We start from the raw sequence: 21,858 nt of genomic DNA on the forward strand, positions 1-21,858 counted from the left end.
AGCGTCCGTCTAAAGCAGCGCCGGCTTGGACACCATGAGGAAGTACACGACCAGCAGCGCGACGAACGCGGGATAACCCAGGCATTCCCACATGCGCGCGTAGCGCCAGTAAAGCGCCGGAAGCGTCGCGTGTCCGCATTCCGCCGTTTCCACAGCGATGCGATGCATCTGGATTTGGATCCACACGACCGGCAACCAGCATAACCCGGCGATCGTATACAACGCGACGGATACCATGACCCAGGGCGTATTCCAGGCCCACCCGGCCGTATGCGCGAGCCAAAGGCCCGAGAGCGGCTGAAACAGCACGGTGGGCGTAGTGAACCACCAATCGGCCCGGACGACCAATCTCGACACCGCGGCAATGGCTTGCACCGAGCCCGTACGGTTTATAAAGAACAGGTAAAAAGCACTTCCGAAGCCGGTACCGACGAGCAATACCGAGGAGAGGATATGCAAGGTCTTGATGAGCAAATAGGCATTCATGCCCGCGTCTCCTCGTTCGATAGAAGGATAAGCATCGCAAGAATCGGCACGTTCTTGAGAATCGGGCCGAACGGTTCGATCAGGAATTGGGGAAGCGCAATGGCAATCAGCAGCGTGTAGCCGAGCATGAGCGCTATCTGACCCAGCCAAAGCCGCCGCCCCGGCTTGAGCAGCGTCGCGACGCCGAAGCCGAAATCGAGCGCGCATGCGCCGTACAGCGCCGCATCGGCTGCCAGGCCATGCACACCGAAGTGGCTCAATCGAGCGAGGCTCGCGGCACGCGGGAAAGCGAACGCGCTTACAAGCGCCGTACCGATCCAAACGATGGCCAGCGCGACCCGCAGCAGTGTATTGCGCCAAGCACCCAGTGCTTCGGCGCGCAGCGCGAGCGCCTCGCGCGGACCGATAAACGCTTCGATTCCGCGAGGCGCTCGGCCGAGCGCCTCGGCGAACGGTTGCACAGGTGCCGTGTTTCCGCGCTGAAGCATGTGCCACGTGTCGGGGGTCAACATGGCACCGGGCACGCGCGCGCTAGCGACTGCGGCCCAACGCATCAACGTGGCGGGGATGCCGATGGCGAATGCCTTCGACAGCCCCATCGATTCGCGATAGGTGCGCAGCATGTCGCGATACGTCGTTTCCGTGGCGCCGACTGCCTCGATACAAGCGCAGCGCGCGCATTCCAGATCGCGACTTAGCGTGAGCATGCGTGCAACGAGGTCGCACAGATCGTCGATGTGGACCGGCCGCAGCGCTTGATGTCCTCCGGCCGGAAGGACGTGAACGGGCACGCTCGCCAGCGTGCGAAACAAGCGGGCGGACGTGCCTTTCGCCCCATACACCAAGGCGGGACGAATCACGTGGGCGTCGATGGGCTGCGCCAACAGAAAATCGTCGGCGTTGCATTTGCTGGCGAAGTACGGTGTCTCGCGGGAATCCGCAGCCAATGCGGACACTTGCACAACGTGTCGTATCCCCTTCATGCCGCAGGCCGTGAACAGCGCAATCGGCGCCTCGGCATGAATGCGTTCGAACGTTTGCTCGCCGCGCTCGGTAATGATCCCGACCGCGTTGACGACCGCATCCACATCGCCCAGCTTCTCGAGCCAATGCTGGGGGGTGCGATCCACCGTATAGTCGATGGTCATGTCCGACGGGTCGACGCGCCGGCGCACGCCTCGCACGACGGTATGGCCGTCGCGTGCGAGGCGCAGTGCGATCGCGTCGCCGATAAATCCGCCTGCTCCGCACACGAGTACTTTCATGACGTGCTCCGGGGTGTTTTGAGTTATTGCAGTTATTTCTGTAAAGAGAGAAATAGGCCGCGCTAAAAAAGGCGAGCTCGATCGGCCCGCCGCGTGTCGGTCAGGTTTTGCTGCGTCGGACGGTACGGCTGATGCGAGCGCCAATGCCGAGCGCTTTCATCAAAGTCTCGGGCTTGAGCCGCAGCATTTCGTCGGTCCAGGTCGTCAACGTTTCGAGAAATTCCATCGTCTCTTGAATGCGCTGCGCGCTTTCCTTCGGTTCTTGCGCCAACTCCGGGCTCATGAGGCAGTCGCGCAGCACGGTCAAGGTCGGATCGATCTCGCGTTGGCGCCGCCCTTCGACGATCAGCCGGAACAATTCCCAGATGTCCGTCGAGGTTTGAAAATGGTCTCGCCGGTCGCCCATCGTATGAACTACGCGCACGAGCCGCCACGCTTGCAGCTCTTTGAGGCTGTTGCTGACGTTCGAGCGCGCGACCGCGAGCGTTTCCGCGATTTCGTCGGCGGCCATCGGCTTGCCGGCGAGAAACAGTAGCGCGTGAATCTGAGCCACCGTGCGGTTGACCCCCCAACGGGAGCCCATTTCTCCCCAATGGAGAATGAATTTTTCGGAGACGGGCGTAAGTTCCATGGAGGGAAATGTAGGGTTTTCTGGAATTTCTGTCAAGACAGAAACATCAGACAGCGACACCCGCTATGCCGACGCCCTGCCCGCGCCGGCAAGAGGCTCGATGGCTCCATCGCTGCCGCCCTCACGCCCGCCGCGACAGATCCCGAACCCGCTCGTCGCGCATACCATGCCGTGCTAGCAACGCCTCATACACCGCCATGTAATCGCGCGCCATTCGCTCACTCGTAAAGCGCCCTTCGAAGGCGCTTCGGCATTGGCGCCGGTCGATCGCATCGAGCCGTGCGACCGCCTCGACCGCCGCCTCGATATCGTCCACCATGTATCCGGTCACGCCGTCTGCCAGCACCTCGGGCACGGCACCTCGGCGAAACGCAATGGTTGGCGTACCGCAAGCCATCGCCTCGATCATGACCATCCCGAACGGTTCCGGCCATTCGATCGGAAACAGCAATGCCCGCGCACGCGACAACAACGCGACCCGCTCGGCTCCCCCCACTTCGCCCAGGTAATCGACCGCCTCGCGGTTGGCTTCGATCACCGGCAAGATTTGTTCGTCGAAATAGGCCTTCTCGCCGGGATGCACCTTCGCGGCCATCTTCAATCGGCGCCCCGCGCGTCGCGCGATTTCGATCGCGAGGTCGGGACGCTTCTCGGGCATCATCCTGCCGATAAACAGGAGGTAATCGTCAGCCTCTTCATTGAAGGAAAACGCTTGCGCCGGTAATCCGTGATGAATCGTCGCTTGCCAATTCGCCCAAGGAATCGGCGCTCGTTGACTATCGGAAATGGACACGAGCGGAGCGTCGGAAAACTCGCGCAGCAACGGCCCATGGTCCGCGGGCAATAAGCGTCCGTGCATCGTCGTGACATGAGCGCAAGGCAAGCGGCGCGCGCAAGGAAAATAGAGCGGATCGATATGGAAATGGACGATGTCGAAACGCCCAGCTCGCTGCAGCACCGCTTCGACCTCGCGCACATGATGGGTCAAGGTGTCCCACACGCCGGCATCGCGCCAGAGGCCGCGATCGCAGATCGGAACAAGTTCGGCGGACGTCGTCGAATCGGCCGACGCGAACAGCGTCACATGATGGCCGAGCGCCACCAACGCTTCCGTCAAATAGTGGACGACGCGTTCGGTCGCGCCATACCCGTATGGCGGAACGGATTCGTACAGCGGCGCGACTTGGGCAATGCGCATCGGGCGGCCTCCGCATTGGGCGAGCATTGGCAACGCGCTGCTCGATCGCATCGGCACCGAGCGGCACGATGTCAGCCCGTGCGCACGGCGCATGCCTACCGCTCGCGTCATATCCCGCTGACCGGACGATGCATTCCGTGTGCACCGATTTGGGCGTCGCGCTGTTAATATGCCCGCAAAGCAACCCACCTTCGCCATCATGACGCGAACGTTCGACCATCGGAATCTGGCCATGCTCCTGCTGCAAGCGCGCGAAGCGCTGATGGGCATATTTCGACCGATCCTGAAGGATTATTCGCTGACGGAACAACAATGGCGGATTCTGCGTACGCTCGACGAAGCGCCGCGCAACGAACTCGAAGCGGGGCAGATCGCGAAACTGTCCTGCATCCTGAGTCCGAGCTTGACCGGCGTGCTAGAGCGCATGGAACGCGATGGGCTCATCGGCCGCGAGCGGCCGCCCGCGGACCAGCGTAAATGGATCGTTGGCTTGACAACAAAAAGCCGGGCGATGATCGCGCAGATCCGGCCACGCGTCGATATGGAGTACGCGCGGCTCGAAGCGCGTTTGGGCCAGGCGGTGCTGGACGACATCTACTGCCGTCTCGATACGCTGATCGAAGCGGTGCCAGCCGCTCACGAGCCCTGCGATCACGCTGCATCGGCACTTTGCAAGGAAACCGGGTCGTGACGCACCTTATCTTCATCTGCGGGCATTCCGGCACGGGCAAGACCACGATTGCGAAGCGGCTCGTCGGCCCGCTCATGCGCGAGACCGGCGAGGCCTTCTGCCTGCTCGACAAAGACACGCTTTACGGGCGCTATAGCGCTGCGGCGATGGGGGCGTTGACGGGCGACGCCAACGACCGCGACAGCCCGCTGTACCTTCAGCATTTGCGCGACCCGGAATACCAGGGGTTGATCGACACCGCGCGCGAGAACTTGGAACTCGGCATAGGCACGATCGTGGTCGGGCCGCTTTCGCGAGAGGTGCGCGAGCGCAAGCTGGTCGACCGCCAATGGCTCGGCGTCAGCGCCGACGTGCAGATTCGGATCGTCTGGGTTTATACGTCGGAGGAAACGGCGCATGCGCGGATCATCGCGCGCCACAATCCCAACGACGCCTACAAGCTCGCTCATTGGGACGAATACCGGCAGCGCCGGTTCGTTCCGAGCGGCGCCGCGCGCGAAGGACTCATCATGTTCGACAACACGGCGCCCACAGCGGCCGAATTCGACGCCCTGCTGCGCGATGTCTTGAAACCCGTGGGAAACAGCTGAGCGCGAATGCGCGCGTGGCTTGGCAAAAGGAGGTTCGCCACGCACGCGCGAGCGCATGCGTGGCTGCCCTCTTCTTCGAGCGGCGTTCTCGAGGCCCTGCTAGGTGCCGCTTCGTCGTTCGGCGGGCGCCCGATGGCGCCGGCGCTCTCAGGTTGCCCTCGATCCGGCGCGACGCCGGATAGGCATTCGTCTCGCGCGCAGCGTGCGCCGCGCGGATGCTCAGGCTGCGACCATCGATTCGAGGGTGGCGCCTTCGTACAGCCGGCCGAAGCGATTGTCGAGGAAATCGCGTAGCGAAACTTGCTCTTGCCGCACGAATCCGCTCTCAGGCAGCTTGCCTTCGCGGAACAAGTCGAGCACCGCGCACATCGCGCCGGCCGTCGTGATCTGAATCGCGCTCATCGGCATGCCGCAGACCGTATTGGCGAAGATCTTGCGCGTGAAGACGTCCTGCACGAGCTGGCCGTCGCGCATCCCCGTCACCGTCACGAAAATCAGCACCACATCTTGCGAGGTGGACGGCACCGCCCGGCGCATGATCGTCTTGAGCGTATCGCGGTCGGACGAAAGACGCAGATCTTCCAACAAGAACTTCACGAGGTCGCGATGGCCCGGGTAGCGGACCGATTTGTAGTCGAGCGATTCGACGCGGCCCGACAGGGTTTCGCACAGCGTGCCCAACCCGCCCGACGTATTGAACGCTTCGTATTCGGTGCCGTCGAGCGAGAAATGTTCGAGCCCTTCCAGCGGCTGAACCCATTGCGTACGCGTATCGCGGATCGCTTCGCACGGTTGGCAATACTCGTTGATGAGCCCGTCGACGCTCCACGTCAGGTTGTACTTGAGCGCATTCGTCGGAAACTCCGGCAGTGCGCCGACGCGCATCTTCACTTCCCGGATTTCCGAAAAGCGGTTGGCCAACTCATGCGCGGCAATGCCGATGAAACCGGGCGCCAGACCGCATTGCGGCATGAACGCTTGCGGTGCGCCCTCGGCCAGCGAGCGAATCGCATGCGTGGCGCGCACATCTTCTGTCAGATCGAAGTAATGAACGCCGGCCGCCTTGGCCGCGGCGGCCACGTTCACGGCGAGGTAGTACGGCAGCGCATTGATGAGCGCATCGAAGCCTTGTACCGCTGCACGAATCGCATTCGAATCCGCCGAGTCGACCCGCTCGGTGGCGATCCCTTCCCGCGCCAGCTTCTCGAGCGCGTGGCTGTCGCGATCGAACGCCACGACTTCGTAGTCGCCGGTCTCACGCAGCATGTGGGCGATGGTGTGGCCGATCAGCCCTGCACCGACGATGGCTACTTTCATGCGTTTTCTCCTTCGTTTTCCGTTTCGAGTGCTTCGAGTTTTCGAGTGTTTCGCGGTGCCGCGCTGAGCCTCGCGTCGTGTTGGAAACAGTGTAGAAAGGGACAAAAACGGAAAATAGGCGCAATGTGCTGCGTTTCGACGTGAGTTTTCGTCGAAATGTCGTCTCTGCGCTACATTTCGTCAGAATGGAGCGAAAACGAGGCCTGTGGGCCGGACGAGCGCCTGGAAGCGGGACTTAGGCGCCGAACGCGCCGCGGTCGATCTTGCGAGCGAGAATGATCGAGGTGGTCGTCCGCTCGACGCCTTCGAGTTGGCCGATTTGATCGAGCAGCTCGTTGAGCCGATCGGGCGAAGCGGCGCGCAACCAGGCCACGTAGTCGTACTCGCCGCTGACCGCGCATAGCAGTTGCACTTCGGGCATCTTTTCGAGCCGCTTGAGCGCGCTCGGACCGAACTTCGGCGCCAGGATGATGCCGACATACGCGTTGATGCTGGCATCGAGCACATCCTGGCCGAGCCGCACGCCGTAACCGGCGATCACTTGCGTTCGTTCGAGCCGCTCCAGGCGGGCCAACACCGTCGTACGGGCGACGCCGAGTTGGCGCGCCAAGTTCGCGACGCTCTCGCGCGCATTCCCCTGCAACAGTGTCAGAAGGTTACGGTCGAGTTCGTCGAGTTGGTCGAGGCGCGGAGGTCTCATCGAATCATTACGGCTGGCGTGAACGAAAGCCTTCGATTATCGCCGATGCCGCGCTTCGTAGGCTTTCACGTGGGTGTAGGCCAATTCGAGCATCGTCGGAACGACGCGATCGGCCGGATCCGTTCGCTCGGGGGGCCGCCGAGCCAGCAGATCGCCGAGTACGTGGTCGCCCTCGGTGCGCAGTCCGTTCTCGATATCGCGCAGCATGGAGGCCGTCAGCGACGAGCCGGGCGCGAACAGCATGCCGCGCGCACGCTCGGCGAACGGCGCACGCATCGCGTGGCCATGTGCACCGGCCACGGCGGCGCATTCTTCGAACAACGCGCGCATCGCCGCTTCGCCGCCGGGCGAGGCGAGGATATCGCCGACGCTCGCCCGAAAGAGGCACGTGCTGCCGGCCAGCGTCGCCAGAAACACCCATTTCTCCCACATCTGCTGGACGATCGTATCGATCGGGTCGACGTCGAAGCCGCCCGTGCGCAGCGCGGCCGCGATCGCTTCCACGCGGGCGCTCTTCGCGCCGTCGAGTTCGCCGAATACGATCGCATGCATGTCGGTCATCTGGACGATGGCGTGCGAGGCGTCGAGCGTGGCCGCAATCAGGCATACGCCGCCGAGCACGCTCGCCTGCCCGAAGCGGGCCCGCAGCACGTCGAGATGCCGCATTCCGTTGAGCAACGGCAAGATCGTCGTCGACGGTCCTACCGCGGGCGCGAACGAGTCCATCGCGCTTTCCAGATCGTAGGCTTTGCAACTGAGCACGATGAGGTCGTACGCGCCGTCGATCTGCGCGCGCTGCACCGTCTTGACCTCGGACAGCTTGACCTCCGAGTTCGGGCTCTTGATGACGAGACCGTTTTCGGCCAACGCCTTGGCGCGGGCCTCGCGTACGAGAAACGTCACGTCCTGCCCGGCCAACGCCATCCGTCCGCCGAAGTATCCGCCGACCGCACCGGCGCCCACCACTAGAATTCGCATTGTCATCCCCCGAGATTGGCGCCGCCTTGCCCGCCGCTACGCCGCGGATGTGAAGTCGCTACTGTAATACGCCGTGCGAAACCGCGTGCGGCTCGCGTACGGCCTGCGTACAAGGCGAAATGTCGCCGGACGTGTCGCGAGCGACCGGGCGCGTGAGGTGGCCTATTCTTGCCTAAAACAGATCGGTTTCAGATGTAAGCGTATGTCTCACCGGGCAATAACATCGCGATTGCCTGGTTAAACTAGCGCCAGGCTGAGAACATGCGGCAAAGCATGCTGAGTCGAGATCGCCGGCGCCGTTGCGCCGGTTTTGACTTCGTCCACACGACTGCAGGAGGTTCAATGAAACGAACAATCGTCATTCTCGCGTGCGCGCTCGCCACGAGCGGCGCGTTCGCGCAGGCCTCGGCGCCGCAAGCGGCATCGAGCATGGCGGCCAGCACGCCGCAAGCGGCTCGCGCGGCCAAACGCGAAGCGCGCGTCGAGGAGCGCATCGCCTATCTTCATTCGCAGTTGAAGATCACCGCGGCGCAAGAGCCGCAATGGAAAACGTTCGCCGACGTCATGCGCAGTAACGCCCAGAACATGAGCCGACTCTTCGTTCAGCGTACGCAAGCGGAGCAAACCCAATCGGCGCTCGACAACATGAAGCAATATGCCGAGATCGCCCAAGCGCATGCGGACGACATGAAGCAGCTCGTCGATGCCTTCGAGCCGCTCTACGGCAGCTTCTCGCCCGAGCAAAAGAAGGTTGCCGACACGACGTTCCGCGAGCGCGGCGAGCACCACGGTCGCGAACGCCACGACGGGAAGGCGGCCGCCCCGGCGCAGCCGTAATCGCGCCCGCCGCTTAGCTGTGTTTGGCCGGTCGGCCCGCCAAGCTAGGCAGAACGGCCGTCGGCAGAACGAAAGGCGTGCGCGTCGCGCGGTTTCCCGCTACGCTCACGCCTTTCCGGTGTTGGTTTAGTGTTCCATGATCGAATTGAAAGAGATCGACCTGCGCGAGGATCCCACCGCGGGGCGATACGTGAAAGACGAAGTGGTCGCGGTCGAATTCGCGCAAGCGAGCGGCTCGCTAATGAGCCTGGAAGGCGCGAATCGCTATGAGCCTGGCGATGCGCTGATCGCGGGCACGGCCGGCGCCCGTTGGGTCGTGGCGCGCGCCCGCTTCGACGAGAAATACGTGCCTGCCGAGCCCGGCCTGCCCCACGGCGAAGCCGGCCGCTATCGCAATCGGCCGGCCGTGGTCCTAGCCAAGCGCATGGATGCGCCGTTTTCGATGGCCCGCCGCGCGGCGGGCGACCTATTGACCGGCACCGCCGGCGACTGGGTGCTCCAATATGCGCCCGGCGATTACGGCGTCGTTCGAGCCGACCGATTCGCCCAGGTGTACCGAGCGGCGGAAACGCTCTGACGAGCGCGCTAACGCAAGAACGGCACTGAGGGCGAGGCCGCTCGCCGCGGCGGCCTACGCGAACTCGTCGCCCAGTTCGATGGTCACCTCGCGCGGCACCGCTTCGCCGGCTGCGTATTGTTCCTCGAGCGAACCTAACGCCGCCTCGACGTACGCGCGCAATACCGCGTAACTGCGCGCGCGCATCCGCGGCGGCAACGCACGATAGCGCGTCAAAGCCGGTGCCGCGATGTGTACGCTCAACGTCATGCGGCGTGCGGTCGATCCGAATCGCATCGCCACCCATTGGACGTCCAGATACGGCGTGCCGTCTTCTCTCGCGCGCTGCACGAACACGGTTTGCTCGGGAACGAGATCGCTGACGACTTGAGCGAGCGCCTCGATATCGGCGCTCGGACATTCGAATCGGTAGAGTTCCATGTGAGGCTCAATGCGGTTTCGTGCGGTGCGCCCGAGGCGCGCCGCCCGACGGGTGCGCGGATTAGTCGTCTCGCCAGGCAGTCGAACGGCGCACCACCAGCTCCCCCGACAGCATCGCTTCGCGGGCCGGTTCGACGCCGCCTTCGATGCGCTCGTGCAAGAACTCGACGGCGCGGTAGCCGATCGCGTAGGTCGGCTGGCGAATCGCGGTCACGCCGATCAACTCGGCCCATTCGGAATCGTCGATGGTCAGCAGCGCCACCCGCTCCTGCCAACGGGCTCCGTATTGGCCGTGCAAGTGAAGCGCCAGCGAGAGCGCGACGAGCCCGTTGGCCGCGAAGTATGCCACACGCCGCCCGCTGCGCTCGGATGCCGCTTCCAAGTGCGAATCGAGCGCCTCGTGCGTGCGTGCGACGGCGGCCTCGTCGCTCAAATCGAGCACCACCGTTTCGCCTCGCAGCGGCGATGCGCCGGCGTCGCGCGTACGCTGGGCTTGCTCGAGCGCGGCGCGAAACGCGGCTTCGCGCAGGCGCCGCGAACTGACGCGCTCGTACGGTTGCACCACGAAGCGAATATCGTCGAATCCCTGCTCGAGCAAATGCCGGATGCCGAGCGTCACGGCTTCGCCGTTGTCGAGGCCGACCATATCCGCAGCAAGCCCGTCGATCGAGCGGTCGACGAGCACGGCCGGCGTGCCGCCCTCGCCCACGGGCCGCAGCATCTCTTCCTTCACGCCGAGCGCATTGACGATGACGCCTTCCACTCGATAAGTCGTCATCAATTCCAGGTAGCGCCGTTCCATCTCGATTTCATTGGCCGCGTTGCAGACGAGCGGCATCAAGCCGAGTGCGTGGCAGGCGGCCTCGACGCCGCGCAGCACGCCGACGGTGTACGGGTTCGTGATGTCGGCCACGAGCAGCCCGACGAGCCGATTGCGCCCGCGCTTCAACCCTCGGGCCATCTGATTCGGCCGGTAGTCGAGCCGCTTGATCGCCGCTTCGATGCGCGCGCGCAAGTCCAACGACAAGACGTTCGTCTCGCCGTTCAGGTAGCGCGATACGCTCGTTTTACCGGTGCCGGCTTCGCGTGCGACATCGCTGATCGTCGCGCGGCGGGCCATGCCGAGTGGCCCGATGCTCATCGCTCGGCGGCGCGCCGCGCGCGGGTATCGAATGATGCTGGAACCAAGGCTGATCTCCTCGTCGAAGGCGAATGCGCGGCACGGCCGCCGCTTCGCCTCGCATAGACAAAAGCGCGCCGGGGCGCGCTTTGCAATTCGTTCGGTGGCGGCATCATAGCGCAGCGCTGCGCGCCGCACCACCTGTGCGGCTGCACAGCCGCCCACGTCGAATGCTAGTCGGTCGCTCGCTTGGCCGCGCCGCTCAACGGGTCAGCACCTCGGGGTTCGCCACGTTGTGCGTGAGGCGTCCGGCGAGCGCATCGAGCAAGTTGCGTGCGGCGCAGCGCGCCATCGCATAACGCGTCTCATGAGTCGCCGAGCCGATATGCGGTAGCGCGACGACATTGTGCATCGTAAGCAGCTTCGATTCGGGGGCCAGCGGTTCGTGTTCGAACACATCCAGGCCGGCGCCTGCGATCGTGCCGTCGGCGAGCGCGGCGATCAGCGCAGCTTCGTCGACGATCGCGCCGCGCGAGGCGTTGATGAGGATGGCACTGCGTTTCATCGCGGCCAGTTGCGCAGCCCCGATCATGTGTCGCGTCTGCGGTGTGAGCGGCACCTGCAGGCAGACGAAATCCGACTGCGCAAGCAGTTCGCCCAGCTCGACACGGCGCGCGCCGTATGCGCGCTCGGCCGGCTCGTTCGCATGCCGGTTCGTATACAGCACGCGCATGTCGAAGCCGAGTGCGGCCCGCCGTGCGAGCGCGCCGCCGATGCGGCCAAGGCCGACGATGCCGAGCGTCTTGCCGTGTACGTCGACGCCATAGTGCTCCGGGCCGATGCTACCCTTCCATCGGCCCGCCTTGACCCACTCGGCGAGTTCGACCACGCGCCGCGCCGTCGACAGCACGAGCGCGAACACCGTATCGGCCGTCGATTCGGTCAGCACATCGGGCGTATGCGCGAGCACGATGCCACGGCGGGTCAAATCGGCTAGGTCGAAGTTGTCCACGCCCACCGAAATCGTCGAAATCGCCTTGAGCCGCGTCGCACGCGCGATCGTCGCCGGTGCGATTTTGACGCTCGCACCGATCGCGCCGTCGGCGTCGACGAGCGCGTCGCCCAGCGCCTCGGTCAGCGCTTCGCGATCTTGGCCCGGGTCGGGCGCCAAGACGACAACCTGCGCGTGTCGCCGCAAATCCTCGAGAATGTCTTGCGGCAAGGCTTTGTAGACGACGATCTTAGGTTGCATTCGATTTCACTTCCCGTGGGCATGGGCGCGTGCGCCGATCAGCGCATCGCCCGTCGGCTGTGATTTCACGGCGAGCGTGAACAACACGGCTGCCACGAGCGCGGCGCTCATGAAAGCATAGGAAGCCGCCGGCGAGCCCGTCGTACCGTTGAGATAACCGACGAAATAGGACCCGACGAAGGAGCCGAGCGCGCCCATGCTGTTGATGAGCGCCATCGCCCCGCCCGCGACGTTTTTCGGCAGCAGCTCGGGGACGATGGCGAAGAACGGTCCGTACGGCGCGTACATGGCGGCGCCGGCCACGACGAGCAGCGCGTAGGACCACCAGAAGTGCGTCGAGCCGATCGCGTACGAGGCGGCGAATGCGATGGCGCCCACGAGCAGGAACGGCCAGACGAACGCCTTACGCAGATCGAGTTTGTCGGACGCCCACGAGGCCGCGAGCATGGCGATCGTGGCCATGAGATACGGCAGAGCCGAAAGCCAACCGGTCTCGACCATGCCGATCGTCGAGCCGTTCTTCAGGATCGAAGGCAGCCATAGCACGAACCCGTACACGCCGATGCTCCAGCAAAAATACTGCGCGCACAGCTTGACGACGGCCGGCGAACGAAACGCTTCGGCGTAGTTGCGCACGGGTTTGATCGCTGCTTGCTCGGCCGCCATCGTGGCGGCGAGCGCTTGTTTGTCTTCGGCCGCGAGCCATTGCACGTCGTTCGGCTTGTCGCGCACCGCGAACCACCAGCACACAGCCCAAACGATCGCGGGCGCGCCTTCGACGACGAACATCTCGCGCCAGCCGAACGCATGGACGAGATAGCCGGAGACGACCGACATCCACAGCACCGTCACGGGATTGCCGAGAATCAGAAAGGTATTGGCACGCGATCGCTCCGCTTTCGTGAACCAATTACTGATGAAAATGAGCATCGCCGGCATCACCGCCGCCTCCACGACGCCGAGCAGAAAGCGCAACGCGATCAACCCGGCGACGTTGCTGACGAGGCCCGTCAGCGCCGCGCAAGCGCCCCACAGCACGAGGCTCACGAACACGAGCTTGCGCACGCTGCGCCGGTCGGCATAGATGGCGCCGGGAATCTGGAAGAAAAAATACCCCAGAAAGAAAAGCGCGCCAATGAGCGAGGACAGCGCGGGGCTGACGCCCAGATCCTTGTTGATGCCGGCGGCCGAAGCGAATCCGAAATTCGCGCGATCGAGATAAGCGAGGCTGTAGGTGATGAACACGATCGGCATGATCGTCCACCACCGGCGAGGCGCAATCGTTGCGGGCATGGGTGTCTCCTCCCTGTCTGGGATGTCAAGGGGCCGGCGGTGTCGGGCACCGCCTCGTCTTGCGTGCAGATGGCGTGCAGTGTAGGTAAATCCGTCGCTGCTTGCCGCTGCGCGCCTATACGGTTGCCGCTTCCAGCTTGTCCAACTGCGCGCGCGTGGGCAGGCCTTCCGAATCGCCGATCACCTGAATGGCCAACGCGCCGATCCGGTTGCCGCGCGCAACCGCGGTGCTCAGATCGCGCCCCTCGAGCAGCGCGCTGACGACGCCGACGGCAAAGCCGTCTCCGGCACCGACGGTATCGACGACACGTGCGACCGGCTGCGCGGCCACATAGCCCGACTGGTCCGGGGTGCGAAAATAAGCCCCCTGCGCCCCGAGCTTCACGACGACGCCGCGCGCGCCCGAATCGAGGTAAAAGCGTGCGATGTCTTCGGGCGTCTCGTAGCCGGTCAGCGCCAGTCCTTCGCCGAGCCCCGGCAGCACCCAGTCGGACAGCGCGGCCAGTGCGTTGAGCGACGTGGCCATCGCCTCGCGAGACGGCCACAGCGTCGGACGCAGGTTCGGGTCGAACGAAATCGTCTTGCCCGCGGCGCGCATCGATTCCGCGAGCCGAAAGGCCAGTTCCCGCGACGACGCCGAAATCGCGGGCGCCACACCGGTCAGATGCAGATGGCGGGCGGCGCCGACATACTCGGGATCGTAGTCGTCGAGCGACAGATGGCTGGCCGCCGAGCCTTTGCGGAAATACTCGACGCTCGGGTCCCGGCCATCGGTCTCCTTCGACTTCAATTGAAAACCGGTGGGATGGCGCGTATCGACGCCGACGCGGCTGGCGTCGATACCCTCGCTCGCGAGGGTATCGAGTACGTAGCGTCCGAATGCGTCGGCGCCGACGCGGCTGATGTAGCCGACATTAAAGCCGAGCCGCGACAGGCCGATCGCGACGTTCAGATCCGCGCCGGCAATGCGTTTGGTGAAATGGTCGACGGCCGCGAGCGGGCCGGTCTCGTCGGCCACGAAAAGCGCCATGGCCTCGCCATAGGTCAACACATCGAGCGGGAAAGACATCGTTCACTCCTTGTTCGCATCCAACTGCACAACACGCCCATCGCACGCTAACCCTTTCGCGACCAATGAGCGTTTCAAGTTTCACGCCGCCGCGAGCCAGGTTACCGCGCGCTGCGCATCGTCCAGGGGTGCCCGCTCGTCAAGCGGGAATTCGATTGCGCGCGGCGCGGCGCTCGGCAGCCGGCCGAGCACGGCTAGAAACGAAGCATCGTCGTGGGCGGGCGCCACCGGAAACCGTCGGCCCCCCTCGCCTTCGGACGACTTGCAATGCACGTACTCGACGTGGTCGGCCAAAACGCGGGCCGCGTCGAGCGGCGCTTGGCCCGCCCACGCCCAGTTTCCGATATCGAAGGTCATGCCGAGCGCGCGGGCTTCGCCCTCACGACGAAGCGCCGCAAAGAGTTCGACGAACTGCGCGATCGCGCCGCCTCGCTCGTGCTGCCCGTTCTCGACGACGAGCCGTGCCAATCGGCCCGCACCCGCCCGAACGATTGCGGCCGCCTGCGCGTCCCGCGCAAACCCGCCCAACTGCAGCTTCACCCATCGCGCACCGAGCGCATCGGCCTCGGCATACGCTTGGGCTAGCGCCGTCGCGTTCAACGCTCCATCATCGCGATAAAGCTCGGCCGGCGTCGAATAAACCGCCCATAAGCCACGCGCTGCCACGGCCGCCCCCAGCGAGTGCAATGCTTCGAACGACGAATCGGCCTCGTGCGCGAACAGCTCGCGGCGCACTTCAAAGCCCGCCGCCCCGGCGCTCGCCACCGTATCGATCCAAGCCGCATGCCCTGCGCGACGCACGGTCTGTGCGCCGAACGCACTCGCCACGATCACAACCGGCGGCTGAGGGGCGATATTCGGATTCGACATGTCGATGGAACCGGTTCCAAATGGCATTCAAAAAAATCGAGCGACAGGCTCGACGAGGGAGATCTTGCGCTCGACGCCAACTCGAGCGCCATCGTGGTAATCCCTAGCGCCGATTCCTCGCTAAGCGGCGCCCGTCAGCTCTCCCGTGCACAGCGCCAGGAACCCGGCGGCGACGCGAGACGGCGCCCCCTCGTGCGGCACCAAAATCGAGAAATGGCGCGTCAATGCCTGCGGTGCGATGGACAACTGCGCCAACGCGCCGTCTTCGTGGCGCATCGACATGGCCGAAACGAATCCCACCCCCATGCCGGCGCGCACCGCTTCCTTCACGCCTTCGACACCGGCGACGGCCAACGCCACTTGCATCGGGACGCCCGCCGCCTCGAACGACTGCTCGAGAAACTGCCGCACCCCCGAGCCCTCTTCGCGCATCACAAGCGGATAGGCCGCCACGTCGGCCAGCGTCGGGGCCGCGCCCGGTTGCGATGCCCGCTCGGCCAGCGGGTGACCGCGCGGCGCGATGGCGACGATCTCGTCCTCGCGCCACACGCGCACGCCCGTCCCTTCGGGCAAGTCGGCGCCGACCGGCCCTTCGATCATGCCGATATCGAGCGACGGAAGCATCGCCACGATTTCTCCGGTATTGCCGCCGGCGGTCTGAATCTCGACCTCGGGGTAGCGACGCTGGAACTCGGCGATCAGGTACGGCAACAGGTAACTCGCAATGGTCGTGCTGGCGCCGATGCGCAGCGTGCCGCGGGCGACGCCGCGCAGCGCATCTCGATAGGCGTGCGCCTGCCGAAACGTATCCCTCAGTTTGATGGCGTACTCGGCCAGTTGCGCCCCGCTCGGCGTCAACCGAATCCCTCGGCCGTCGCGCCGGTAAAGCGGCTCGCCGAATTCGTCCTGCAACAGCCTCAGTTGGCCCGACACCGCCGGTTGCGACAAATGCAACGCGTCGGCCGCCCGGCTAATGTTCAGGCGCTCCGCGACCGCGGCGAACGTTATCAGTTGATCGGCTGTCATCTCGAAATAAATATCGGCTACCCCGATATATTACTTCACAAATGACGATTTTTCATAAGCTTATATGTAATTTAGGATTGGGCCATCGAAACCTTGCCCCAAAGGCACCCAAGAGGCCCCCGAGATGTCCCCCACGTCTACCTTATCCGCCCCGTCGCACAACGTTGCGCACGGCCAACTCAACGGGATCTTGTTCGTCGCGCTATTTGCGGCCGCGGTCACCCGGTTGGCCGCCCTTCCCGCCATCGCGGGCCTCGGCATCAGCCCCTTGATCGTCGGCATCGTGGCCGGGGCGATTTACGGCAATACGCTGCGCGCCGGCATGCCGGCGCATTGGGCTGCCGGCGTGAACTTCTCGGCGCGCAAGCTGTTGCGAATCGCCGTTGCTTTCTTCGGACTGCGCGTGAGCTTGCAGGAAATCGCACAAGTTGGGCTGCCGGGCCTGACGGTGTCGGTGCTCGTCGTCGTCAGCACGCTCGTGCTCGGCACCTGGCTCGGCATGAAGCTCATGAAGCTCGATCGCGACACCGCCATCCTGAACGCGGCCGGCAGCGCGATTTGCGGCGCCGCGGCGGTCCTCGCCTTCGAATCGACGCTGCAGTCCAAACCGGAAAAGAGCGCCGTGGCTGTCGGCAGCGTCGTTCTGTTCGGCACCTTGTCCATGTTTCTTTATCCGCTCATGTTTCGCGCTGGCTGGCTCCATCTCGATATGCTCGGCGTCGGCCTGTTCTTCGGCGGCACGATTCATGAAGTCGCGCAGGTGGTGGGCGCCGCCAGCAACGTGAGCCCCGAGGCCACGCACATCGCGACGATCGTCAAGATGACGCGCGTCATGCTCCTCGTGCCGGTCCTGCTCGTGCTCGGGTTCTGGCTGGCGCGTCAGGCCCGGCGAGACAGCGGTGCCACGCACGGCGAGGCGCATGCATCGCGCAAGGTAGCGGTGCCGTGGTTCGCGCTGGGCTTTCTCGCTTGCGTGCTCGTGAATTCATTGCATACGCTGCCTGCTGTCGCGACGCAAACGTTGAATGCGATCGATACGTTCGCCTTGACGATGGCGATGACGGCGCTCGGCATCGAAACGCATATCGCGCAAGTGCGCAAAGCCGGCCCGCGCGCGCTGGCCACCGGTTTCATTCTGTACTTGTGGCTCATCGTGGGCGGATTGGCCATCACCTGGGGTGTCCAACACGTCTTTGCGTAGATCGGGTAACTCGCAGCGGGCATGCCGCGTGCCGTCCCCTCCATTGCCGCTTTCGGGATTCGGGAGCGATCATTGAGGCGCGGCACGCCGCCGCTTTCCGGAGAAGCTGATGCCATACGAACTGTATTACTGGGACGGCCTACAAGGCCGCGGCGAATTAGTCCGGCTCGCGCTGGAGCACGCGCAGGCACCGTACGTCGACATCGCGCGCGGCGGCGACGACGAAGGCCAGGGCGAATCGGCGATGCTCGCGCTCATGAACAGCAAGAGCGCGCCGTTCGTTCCGTTCGCCCCGCCGTTTTTGAAGGACGGCGATCTGATCGTCTCGCAAACGGCCAACATCTTGCTGTACCTCGGGCCCAAGCTCGGCCTGGCGCCGAAGGGCGATCTCGCTTACGTCGTGCACAGTCTTCAACTGACGATTGCCGACATGGTGACCGAAGTGCACGACACGCATCACCCCATTGCGAGCGGCCAGTACTACGAAGATCAAGAGGCCCCGGCCAAGGCGCGCGCCACGGATTTCCTCAAGCATCGCCTGCCCAAGTTCATGCGTTACTTCGAGCGCATACTCGCGCAAAACCCCGATGGCGAGCGTCACCTCGTGGGCGAATCGCTGACGTACGTCGATTTGTCGATGTTCCAGCTCATCGAGGGCCTGCACTACGCGTTCCCGCGGGCAACGGCGCACTTCGCCTCGCATTACCCGCGCTTGGCTGCTCTGCGCGACGCCGTCTCGGCGTTGCCGAACGTCGCCGCTTATTTGGCCTCCCGGCGACGCCTGCCGTTCAACGAAACCGGCATCTTTCGGCATTATCCCGAGCTGGACATGGCGGCGCGCTGACCGGTGCGGCCGGGCGAGACCGCGCGTGCGAGGCGTCGCGTCGCGGATAGGCGCTCGCCGCTCAGAGGCGCTCGCAGACGACAGGCGCTCGTCGCCGAAGCGCTCGCCGGCCGCTACCCGATGCTATGCTTGCGCTCGTCCCCAATCCCTTCGAACCCCGAGCCGACGCTTCCTCCGTGCTTTCATTTCTGCTTCGCCTGCGCACGCGCGCACAATCGTTGTTTCGCCTCTCCGAGGCCCACACGATGCTCGTCTGGGCCGTTGTCGTCGGCGTCCTCGGCGCCTTCGCCACGGTTGCCTTCCGCCACGCGATCGAGGCGTTTCAATGGGCGATTTCCGGGCACAGCGGCAGCTTCGTCGCGATGGCGCACGCCCTGCCCTGGACGATCCGGCTCTGGCTTCCCGCCGCGGGCGGCCTGCTGGCCGGGTACTTCCTGATCCTCGCGCGGCGCCGCGCCGATAAACGCGCGCATTCCGATTACATGGAAGCGATCGGGATCGGCGATGGCGTCGTGCCGGTTTGGGAGAGCGCCTGGCGCAGCGTCTCCTCGCTGTTTACGATCGGATTCGGCGGATCGATCGGCCGCGAGGGGCCGATGGTTCAACTCGCCGCGCTGGCCGGCTCCATCGTCGGCCGCTGGGTCCACTTCGATCCGCCGCGGCTGCGCCTGCTCGTCGCCTGCGGCGCCGCAGCCGGGATCACGTCGGCCTATAGCGCACCGATCGCCGGCGCGTTTTTCGTGACCGAGATCGTCCTCGGCTCGATCGCCATGGAGAACTTCGGGCCGCTCGTCGTCTCCTCCGTCGTGGCCAATATCGTCATGCGCGAGTTCTCGGGCTATAAACCGCCTTACGAGATGCCGGTATTTCCGGCGATCGCGGGTCCCGAGGTGCTGCTATTCGTCGCGCTCGGCCTGCTGTGCGGCGCCGTGGCTCCGCAGTTCCTGCATCTGATCGAATCCTCTCGCTCGCATTTCAAGCGTCTGCCGCTGCCTTTGCCCGTGCGGCTCGCGCTCGGCGGCCTCGTCGTCGGCATCGTCTCCGTTTGGGTACCCGAGGTTTGGGGCAACGGCTACAGCGTCGTCAATTCGATCCTGCACTCGCCGTGGACCTGGAGCGCGCTCGTCGTCGTGCTCGCTTGCAAAATCATCGCGACGGCGGCCACCGTAGGCTCCGGCGCCGTCGGCGGGGTATTTACGCCTACCTTGTTCGTCGGTGCGACGCTCGGGTCGCTGTTCGGCCTGGCCGTGCACGGCCTGTGGCCGCACGGTACCTCGGGCGCGTTCGCCTACGCGATGGTCGGCATGGGCGCGTTCCTGGCCGGCGCCACGCAAGCGCCGCTGATGGCAATTCTCATGATCTTCGAGATGACGCTCAGCTATCAGGTCGTCTTGCCGCTGATGCTGTCGTGCGTCGTCGCCTATTTCGTGTCGCGGGCGATCAACAAGACGTCGATGTACGAAATCACGCTGCGCCGGCATGCCGACGAGCAGGAACGCACGCGGCTGCGCGCCGCCCACGTGCGCGAACTCGTCAAGCCGGCCGATACCGTGGTGCGGCTCGACGCCAGCGTGCGCGACATGACCCGCGTGTTCCTGGAATACCCGGTGAAGTACCTTTACGTCACCGACGAGGCGGGGCATTTCCGAGGTGTGGTCGCCTTGAAGGACATCACGTCGGACCTGCTCGACAAGCGCGACACGTCCCATCTCACGGCGGCGGACTACCTCCAGCCCGAGTTCGCCGTCCTCACGCCCGACATGCCGATCGGCGTCGCCTTGCAGCGCTTTCTCGCGTTTCAGGGCGAGCGCCTGCCCGTCGTCGCGAGCGCCGATGCGCCAACCCTCGTCGGCGCCGTCTACAAGACTTCCCTGCTCGACGCCTACCGTCGGATGAATCCCGCTATCTAGCGCCTTCGCCCGGAAGAAGCGGCGCGCGCTTGCCGCCATGGCAAAGCGCCACATATTTTCTACAATGAAAAGCAGGCCGCCGAGCCCGCCGCGCGCCGCCCCGAGGCGCGCCGAGCGCAGCCCTTTCGATCGATGAGTCGATCAGGAGCGAAGATGAGCGAACCGTCCCTCGACGCCGTGCGGCGCGACCATGCGGGTTGGATTTTCGTGCATATCGAAGGCGAACCGTACGATCGCGGCGAACAGCACGGTCAGTTACTCGCCGACGAAATCAAGAACGCGATCCGTACCGCGAAATACCTCGCGCGCTGGGACACGGGAGAAGATTTCGAGACCTTCGCGAAGGCGGCCGTCTCTCAGTTCGCGTCGAAGCTCGACACCGAGTTCGCCGACGAAATTCAGGGGATCGCCGACGGCGCCAAGTTACGCTTCGACGAAGTGCTGGCCTGGAACGGCTACATGGATTTACTCCAAAGCTGGTGGCCGTCCCAAGTGGCGACACGCGAGCCGCGACAAGGCGAAAAGCCGTGGATGGCGCGGCGCGGCCATCCCTGCAGCGCGTTCATCGCGACGGGCAGCGCCACGCACGACGGGCGCATCGTCATGGCGCACAACTCGTGGGACCGCTACCCCGCGGGCGACGCGTTCAACGTCGTGTTCGACATCGTGCCCGATTCCGGGCATCGAATCCTCATGCAAGGTTTGCCGGGCTGCATTTCGAGCCTGACCGACTTCTGGCTCACGTCGGCCGGACTCATGATTACCGAAACGACGATCTCGAATTTCGCCGGCTACAACAGCGCGGGTGCGCCCGAGTTCTATCGGTCGCGCCGCGCCACGCAGTACGCCAACACCATCGGCGATTGGTGCGAGTTGTTCGCCCAGTCGAACAACGGCGGCTACGCGAACAGTTGGCTGCTCGGCGATACGAAGACCGGAGAAATCGCGCGCTACGAACTCGGCCTGCATTATTCGGGGTTCGAAAGCACGAAGGACGGCTTCTATAGCGGCTACAACAGCGCGACCGACGCGAAGATCCTCGAGCAGGAATGCGTCGGCGAAGGCAAGGACAATGCCGACGTGCGCAAAAACGGTGCGCGACGGCTACGCTTTGCGGAACTGGCCGAATTGCACCATGGCAAGATCGACGTGGAGATCGCCAAGCAGATGATCGCGGATCATCGCGATGTCTATCTCGACCGCGACGACAACCCGTGCTCGCGCACGATCTGCGGGCATCTGGAACTCGACGATGCCCGCGCTAGCGGCTCGGATATCGGCCCGTTCAATCCTTGGGGCGCGCACGACGGAAAAGTCGTCGACAGCGACATGGCGCGCGATCTGGCGTTTTGGGCGCGTTGGGGCCACCCGTGCGGAAGACCGTTCGACGCCCAAGCGTTCATGAAACGCCACCCGCAATGGAATTGGCTCAACGGTTATATGCGCGACCGGCCTTCGTGGCCATGGGCGCGCTTCGAAGTGCTGCGTTAGGGCCGCGAATTCGCGCGGCCTAGGCACGAGGCGTGCTGCGAAATGTACGCCCAAGCGTCGTCGGATTCGATCGGCCACCCCGAGCGCATCGA

At 64.5% G+C, this 21,858-nt stretch carries 22 protein-coding genes; 8 read left to right on the forward strand and 14 right to left on the reverse strand.

Features of this window, described 5'->3' with window-relative positions:
- Window positions 1-9: 9 nt before the first annotated feature.
- The 4 genes from ACTHN9_RS21050 to ACTHN9_RS21065 form a co-directional block, all read right to left on the reverse strand.
- On the reverse strand, window positions 10-486 hold the full coding sequence (locus ACTHN9_RS21050; protein WP_440538707.1) for a DUF2269 family protein: 477 nt from the start codon (window positions 484-486) through the stop codon (window positions 10-12).
- Complete coding sequence (locus tag ACTHN9_RS21055) at window positions 483-1,751, reverse strand: SDR family oxidoreductase (RefSeq protein WP_440538708.1); 1,269 nt, start codon at window positions 1,749-1,751, stop codon at window positions 483-485. Before ACTHN9_RS21055 ends, ACTHN9_RS21050 begins: the two co-directional genes overlap by 4 nt.
- 100 nt (window positions 1,752-1,851) lie before the next feature.
- On the reverse strand, window positions 1,852-2,382 hold the full coding sequence (locus tag ACTHN9_RS21060; protein ID WP_440538709.1) for a GbsR/MarR family transcriptional regulator: 531 nt from the start codon (window positions 2,380-2,382) through the stop codon (window positions 1,852-1,854).
- Between the two features lie 121 nt (window positions 2,383-2,503).
- The gene (locus ACTHN9_RS21065; RefSeq protein WP_440538710.1) at window positions 2,504-3,580 is read right to left on the reverse strand and encodes a glycosyltransferase family 4 protein; all 1,077 of its coding nucleotides are present in this window, start codon (window positions 3,578-3,580) and stop codon (window positions 2,504-2,506) included.
- A 199-nt stretch (window positions 3,581-3,779) separates the two neighbouring features.
- Between ACTHN9_RS21065 and hpaR the strand changes: the two genes are divergently transcribed.
- Window positions 3,780-4,271, forward strand: coding sequence for a homoprotocatechuate degradation operon regulator HpaR (gene hpaR, locus ACTHN9_RS21070; RefSeq protein ID WP_440538757.1), 492 nt, complete (start codon window positions 3,780-3,782; stop codon window positions 4,269-4,271).
- On the forward strand, window positions 4,268-4,861 hold the full coding sequence (locus ACTHN9_RS21075; RefSeq protein WP_440538711.1) for an AAA family ATPase: 594 nt from the start codon (window positions 4,268-4,270) through the stop codon (window positions 4,859-4,861). Before hpaR ends, ACTHN9_RS21075 begins: the two co-directional genes overlap by 4 nt.
- A gap of 219 nt (window positions 4,862-5,080) precedes the next feature.
- Here ACTHN9_RS21075 and ACTHN9_RS21080 read toward each other — a convergent pair whose 3' ends face one another.
- From ACTHN9_RS21080 to panE, 3 genes are all read right to left on the reverse strand, one after another.
- The gene (locus ACTHN9_RS21080; protein WP_440538712.1) at window positions 5,081-6,178 is read right to left on the reverse strand and encodes a saccharopine dehydrogenase C-terminal domain-containing protein; all 1,098 of its coding nucleotides are present in this window, start codon (window positions 6,176-6,178) and stop codon (window positions 5,081-5,083) included.
- Window positions 6,179-6,413: 235 nt separating this feature from the next.
- On the reverse strand, window positions 6,414-6,878 hold the full coding sequence (locus ACTHN9_RS21085; RefSeq protein WP_440538713.1) for an Lrp/AsnC family transcriptional regulator: 465 nt from the start codon (window positions 6,876-6,878) through the stop codon (window positions 6,414-6,416).
- Between the two features lie 36 nt (window positions 6,879-6,914).
- Complete coding sequence (gene panE / locus ACTHN9_RS21090; protein WP_440538714.1) at window positions 6,915-7,856, reverse strand: 2-dehydropantoate 2-reductase; 942 nt, start codon at window positions 7,854-7,856, stop codon at window positions 6,915-6,917.
- Between the two features lie 342 nt (window positions 7,857-8,198).
- Between panE and ACTHN9_RS21095 the strand changes: the two genes are divergently transcribed.
- Window positions 8,199-8,693, forward strand: coding sequence for a Spy/CpxP family protein refolding chaperone (locus ACTHN9_RS21095; protein ID WP_440538715.1), 495 nt, complete (start codon window positions 8,199-8,201; stop codon window positions 8,691-8,693).
- Window positions 8,694-8,829: 136 nt separating this feature from the next.
- Window positions 8,830-9,270 (forward strand): PGDYG domain-containing protein, encoded by a 441-nt coding sequence (locus tag ACTHN9_RS21100; RefSeq protein ID WP_440538716.1) that lies wholly within the window; start codon window positions 8,830-8,832, stop codon window positions 9,268-9,270.
- Window positions 9,271-9,324: 54 nt separating this feature from the next.
- On the opposite strand, the gene ACTHN9_RS21105 is transcribed toward ACTHN9_RS21100, so the two are convergent.
- The 7 genes from ACTHN9_RS21105 to ACTHN9_RS21135 all read right to left on the reverse strand — a co-directional run bounded on the left by ACTHN9_RS21105 (window position 9,325) and on the right by ACTHN9_RS21135 (window position 16,320).
- A complete protein-coding gene (locus tag ACTHN9_RS21105) occupies window positions 9,325-9,690 on the reverse strand; it encodes a DUF3022 domain-containing protein (RefSeq protein ID WP_440538717.1) in 366 nt (121 codons plus the stop codon).
- 61 nt (window positions 9,691-9,751) lie between these two features.
- Window positions 9,752-10,831, reverse strand: a complete 1,080-nt coding sequence (locus tag ACTHN9_RS21110; protein WP_440538718.1) for a LacI family DNA-binding transcriptional regulator — start codon at window positions 10,829-10,831, stop codon at window positions 9,752-9,754.
- A 241-nt stretch (window positions 10,832-11,072) separates the two neighbouring features.
- The gene (locus ACTHN9_RS21115; RefSeq protein WP_440538719.1) at window positions 11,073-12,062 is read right to left on the reverse strand and encodes a 2-hydroxyacid dehydrogenase; all 990 of its coding nucleotides are present in this window, start codon (window positions 12,060-12,062) and stop codon (window positions 11,073-11,075) included.
- A 6-nt stretch (window positions 12,063-12,068) separates the two neighbouring features.
- Entirely contained in the window at window positions 12,069-13,355 is a 1,287-nt protein-coding gene (locus ACTHN9_RS21120; RefSeq protein ID WP_440538720.1) for an MFS transporter, read from the reverse strand.
- Between the two features lie 115 nt (window positions 13,356-13,470).
- Window positions 13,471-14,424, reverse strand: coding sequence for a sugar kinase (locus tag ACTHN9_RS21125; protein WP_440538721.1), 954 nt, complete (start codon window positions 14,422-14,424; stop codon window positions 13,471-13,473).
- Window positions 14,425-14,505: 81 nt separating this feature from the next.
- A complete protein-coding gene (locus tag ACTHN9_RS21130; protein ID WP_440538722.1) occupies window positions 14,506-15,321 on the reverse strand; it encodes a sugar phosphate isomerase/epimerase family protein in 816 nt (271 codons plus the stop codon).
- Between the two features lie 93 nt (window positions 15,322-15,414).
- Window positions 15,415-16,320, reverse strand: coding sequence for a LysR substrate-binding domain-containing protein (locus ACTHN9_RS21135; RefSeq protein WP_440538723.1), 906 nt, complete (start codon window positions 16,318-16,320; stop codon window positions 15,415-15,417).
- A 124-nt stretch (window positions 16,321-16,444) separates the two neighbouring features.
- On the opposite strand from ACTHN9_RS21135, the gene ACTHN9_RS21140 reads away from it, so the two are divergent.
- From ACTHN9_RS21140 to ACTHN9_RS21155, 4 genes are all read left to right on the forward strand, one after another.
- Window positions 16,445-17,521 (forward strand): YeiH family protein, encoded by a 1,077-nt coding sequence (locus ACTHN9_RS21140; protein ID WP_440538724.1) that lies wholly within the window; start codon window positions 16,445-16,447, stop codon window positions 17,519-17,521.
- Between the two features lie 109 nt (window positions 17,522-17,630).
- The gene (locus ACTHN9_RS21145) at window positions 17,631-18,365 is read left to right on the forward strand and encodes a glutathione S-transferase (RefSeq protein WP_440538725.1); all 735 of its coding nucleotides are present in this window, start codon (window positions 17,631-17,633) and stop codon (window positions 18,363-18,365) included.
- A 176-nt stretch (window positions 18,366-18,541) separates the two neighbouring features.
- A complete protein-coding gene (locus tag ACTHN9_RS21150; protein WP_440538726.1) occupies window positions 18,542-20,275 on the forward strand; it encodes a ClcB-like voltage-gated chloride channel protein in 1,734 nt (577 codons plus the stop codon).
- 153 nt (window positions 20,276-20,428) lie between these two features.
- Window positions 20,429-21,766 (forward strand): C45 family autoproteolytic acyltransferase/hydolase, encoded by a 1,338-nt coding sequence (locus ACTHN9_RS21155; RefSeq protein WP_440538727.1) that lies wholly within the window; start codon window positions 20,429-20,431, stop codon window positions 21,764-21,766.
- The last annotated feature ends 92 nt before the right edge of the window (window positions 21,767-21,858 follow it).

It is taken from the genome of Trinickia sp. (assembly GCF_051953405.1).
Classification (GTDB): Bacteria; Pseudomonadota; Gammaproteobacteria; order Burkholderiales; family Burkholderiaceae; genus Trinickia.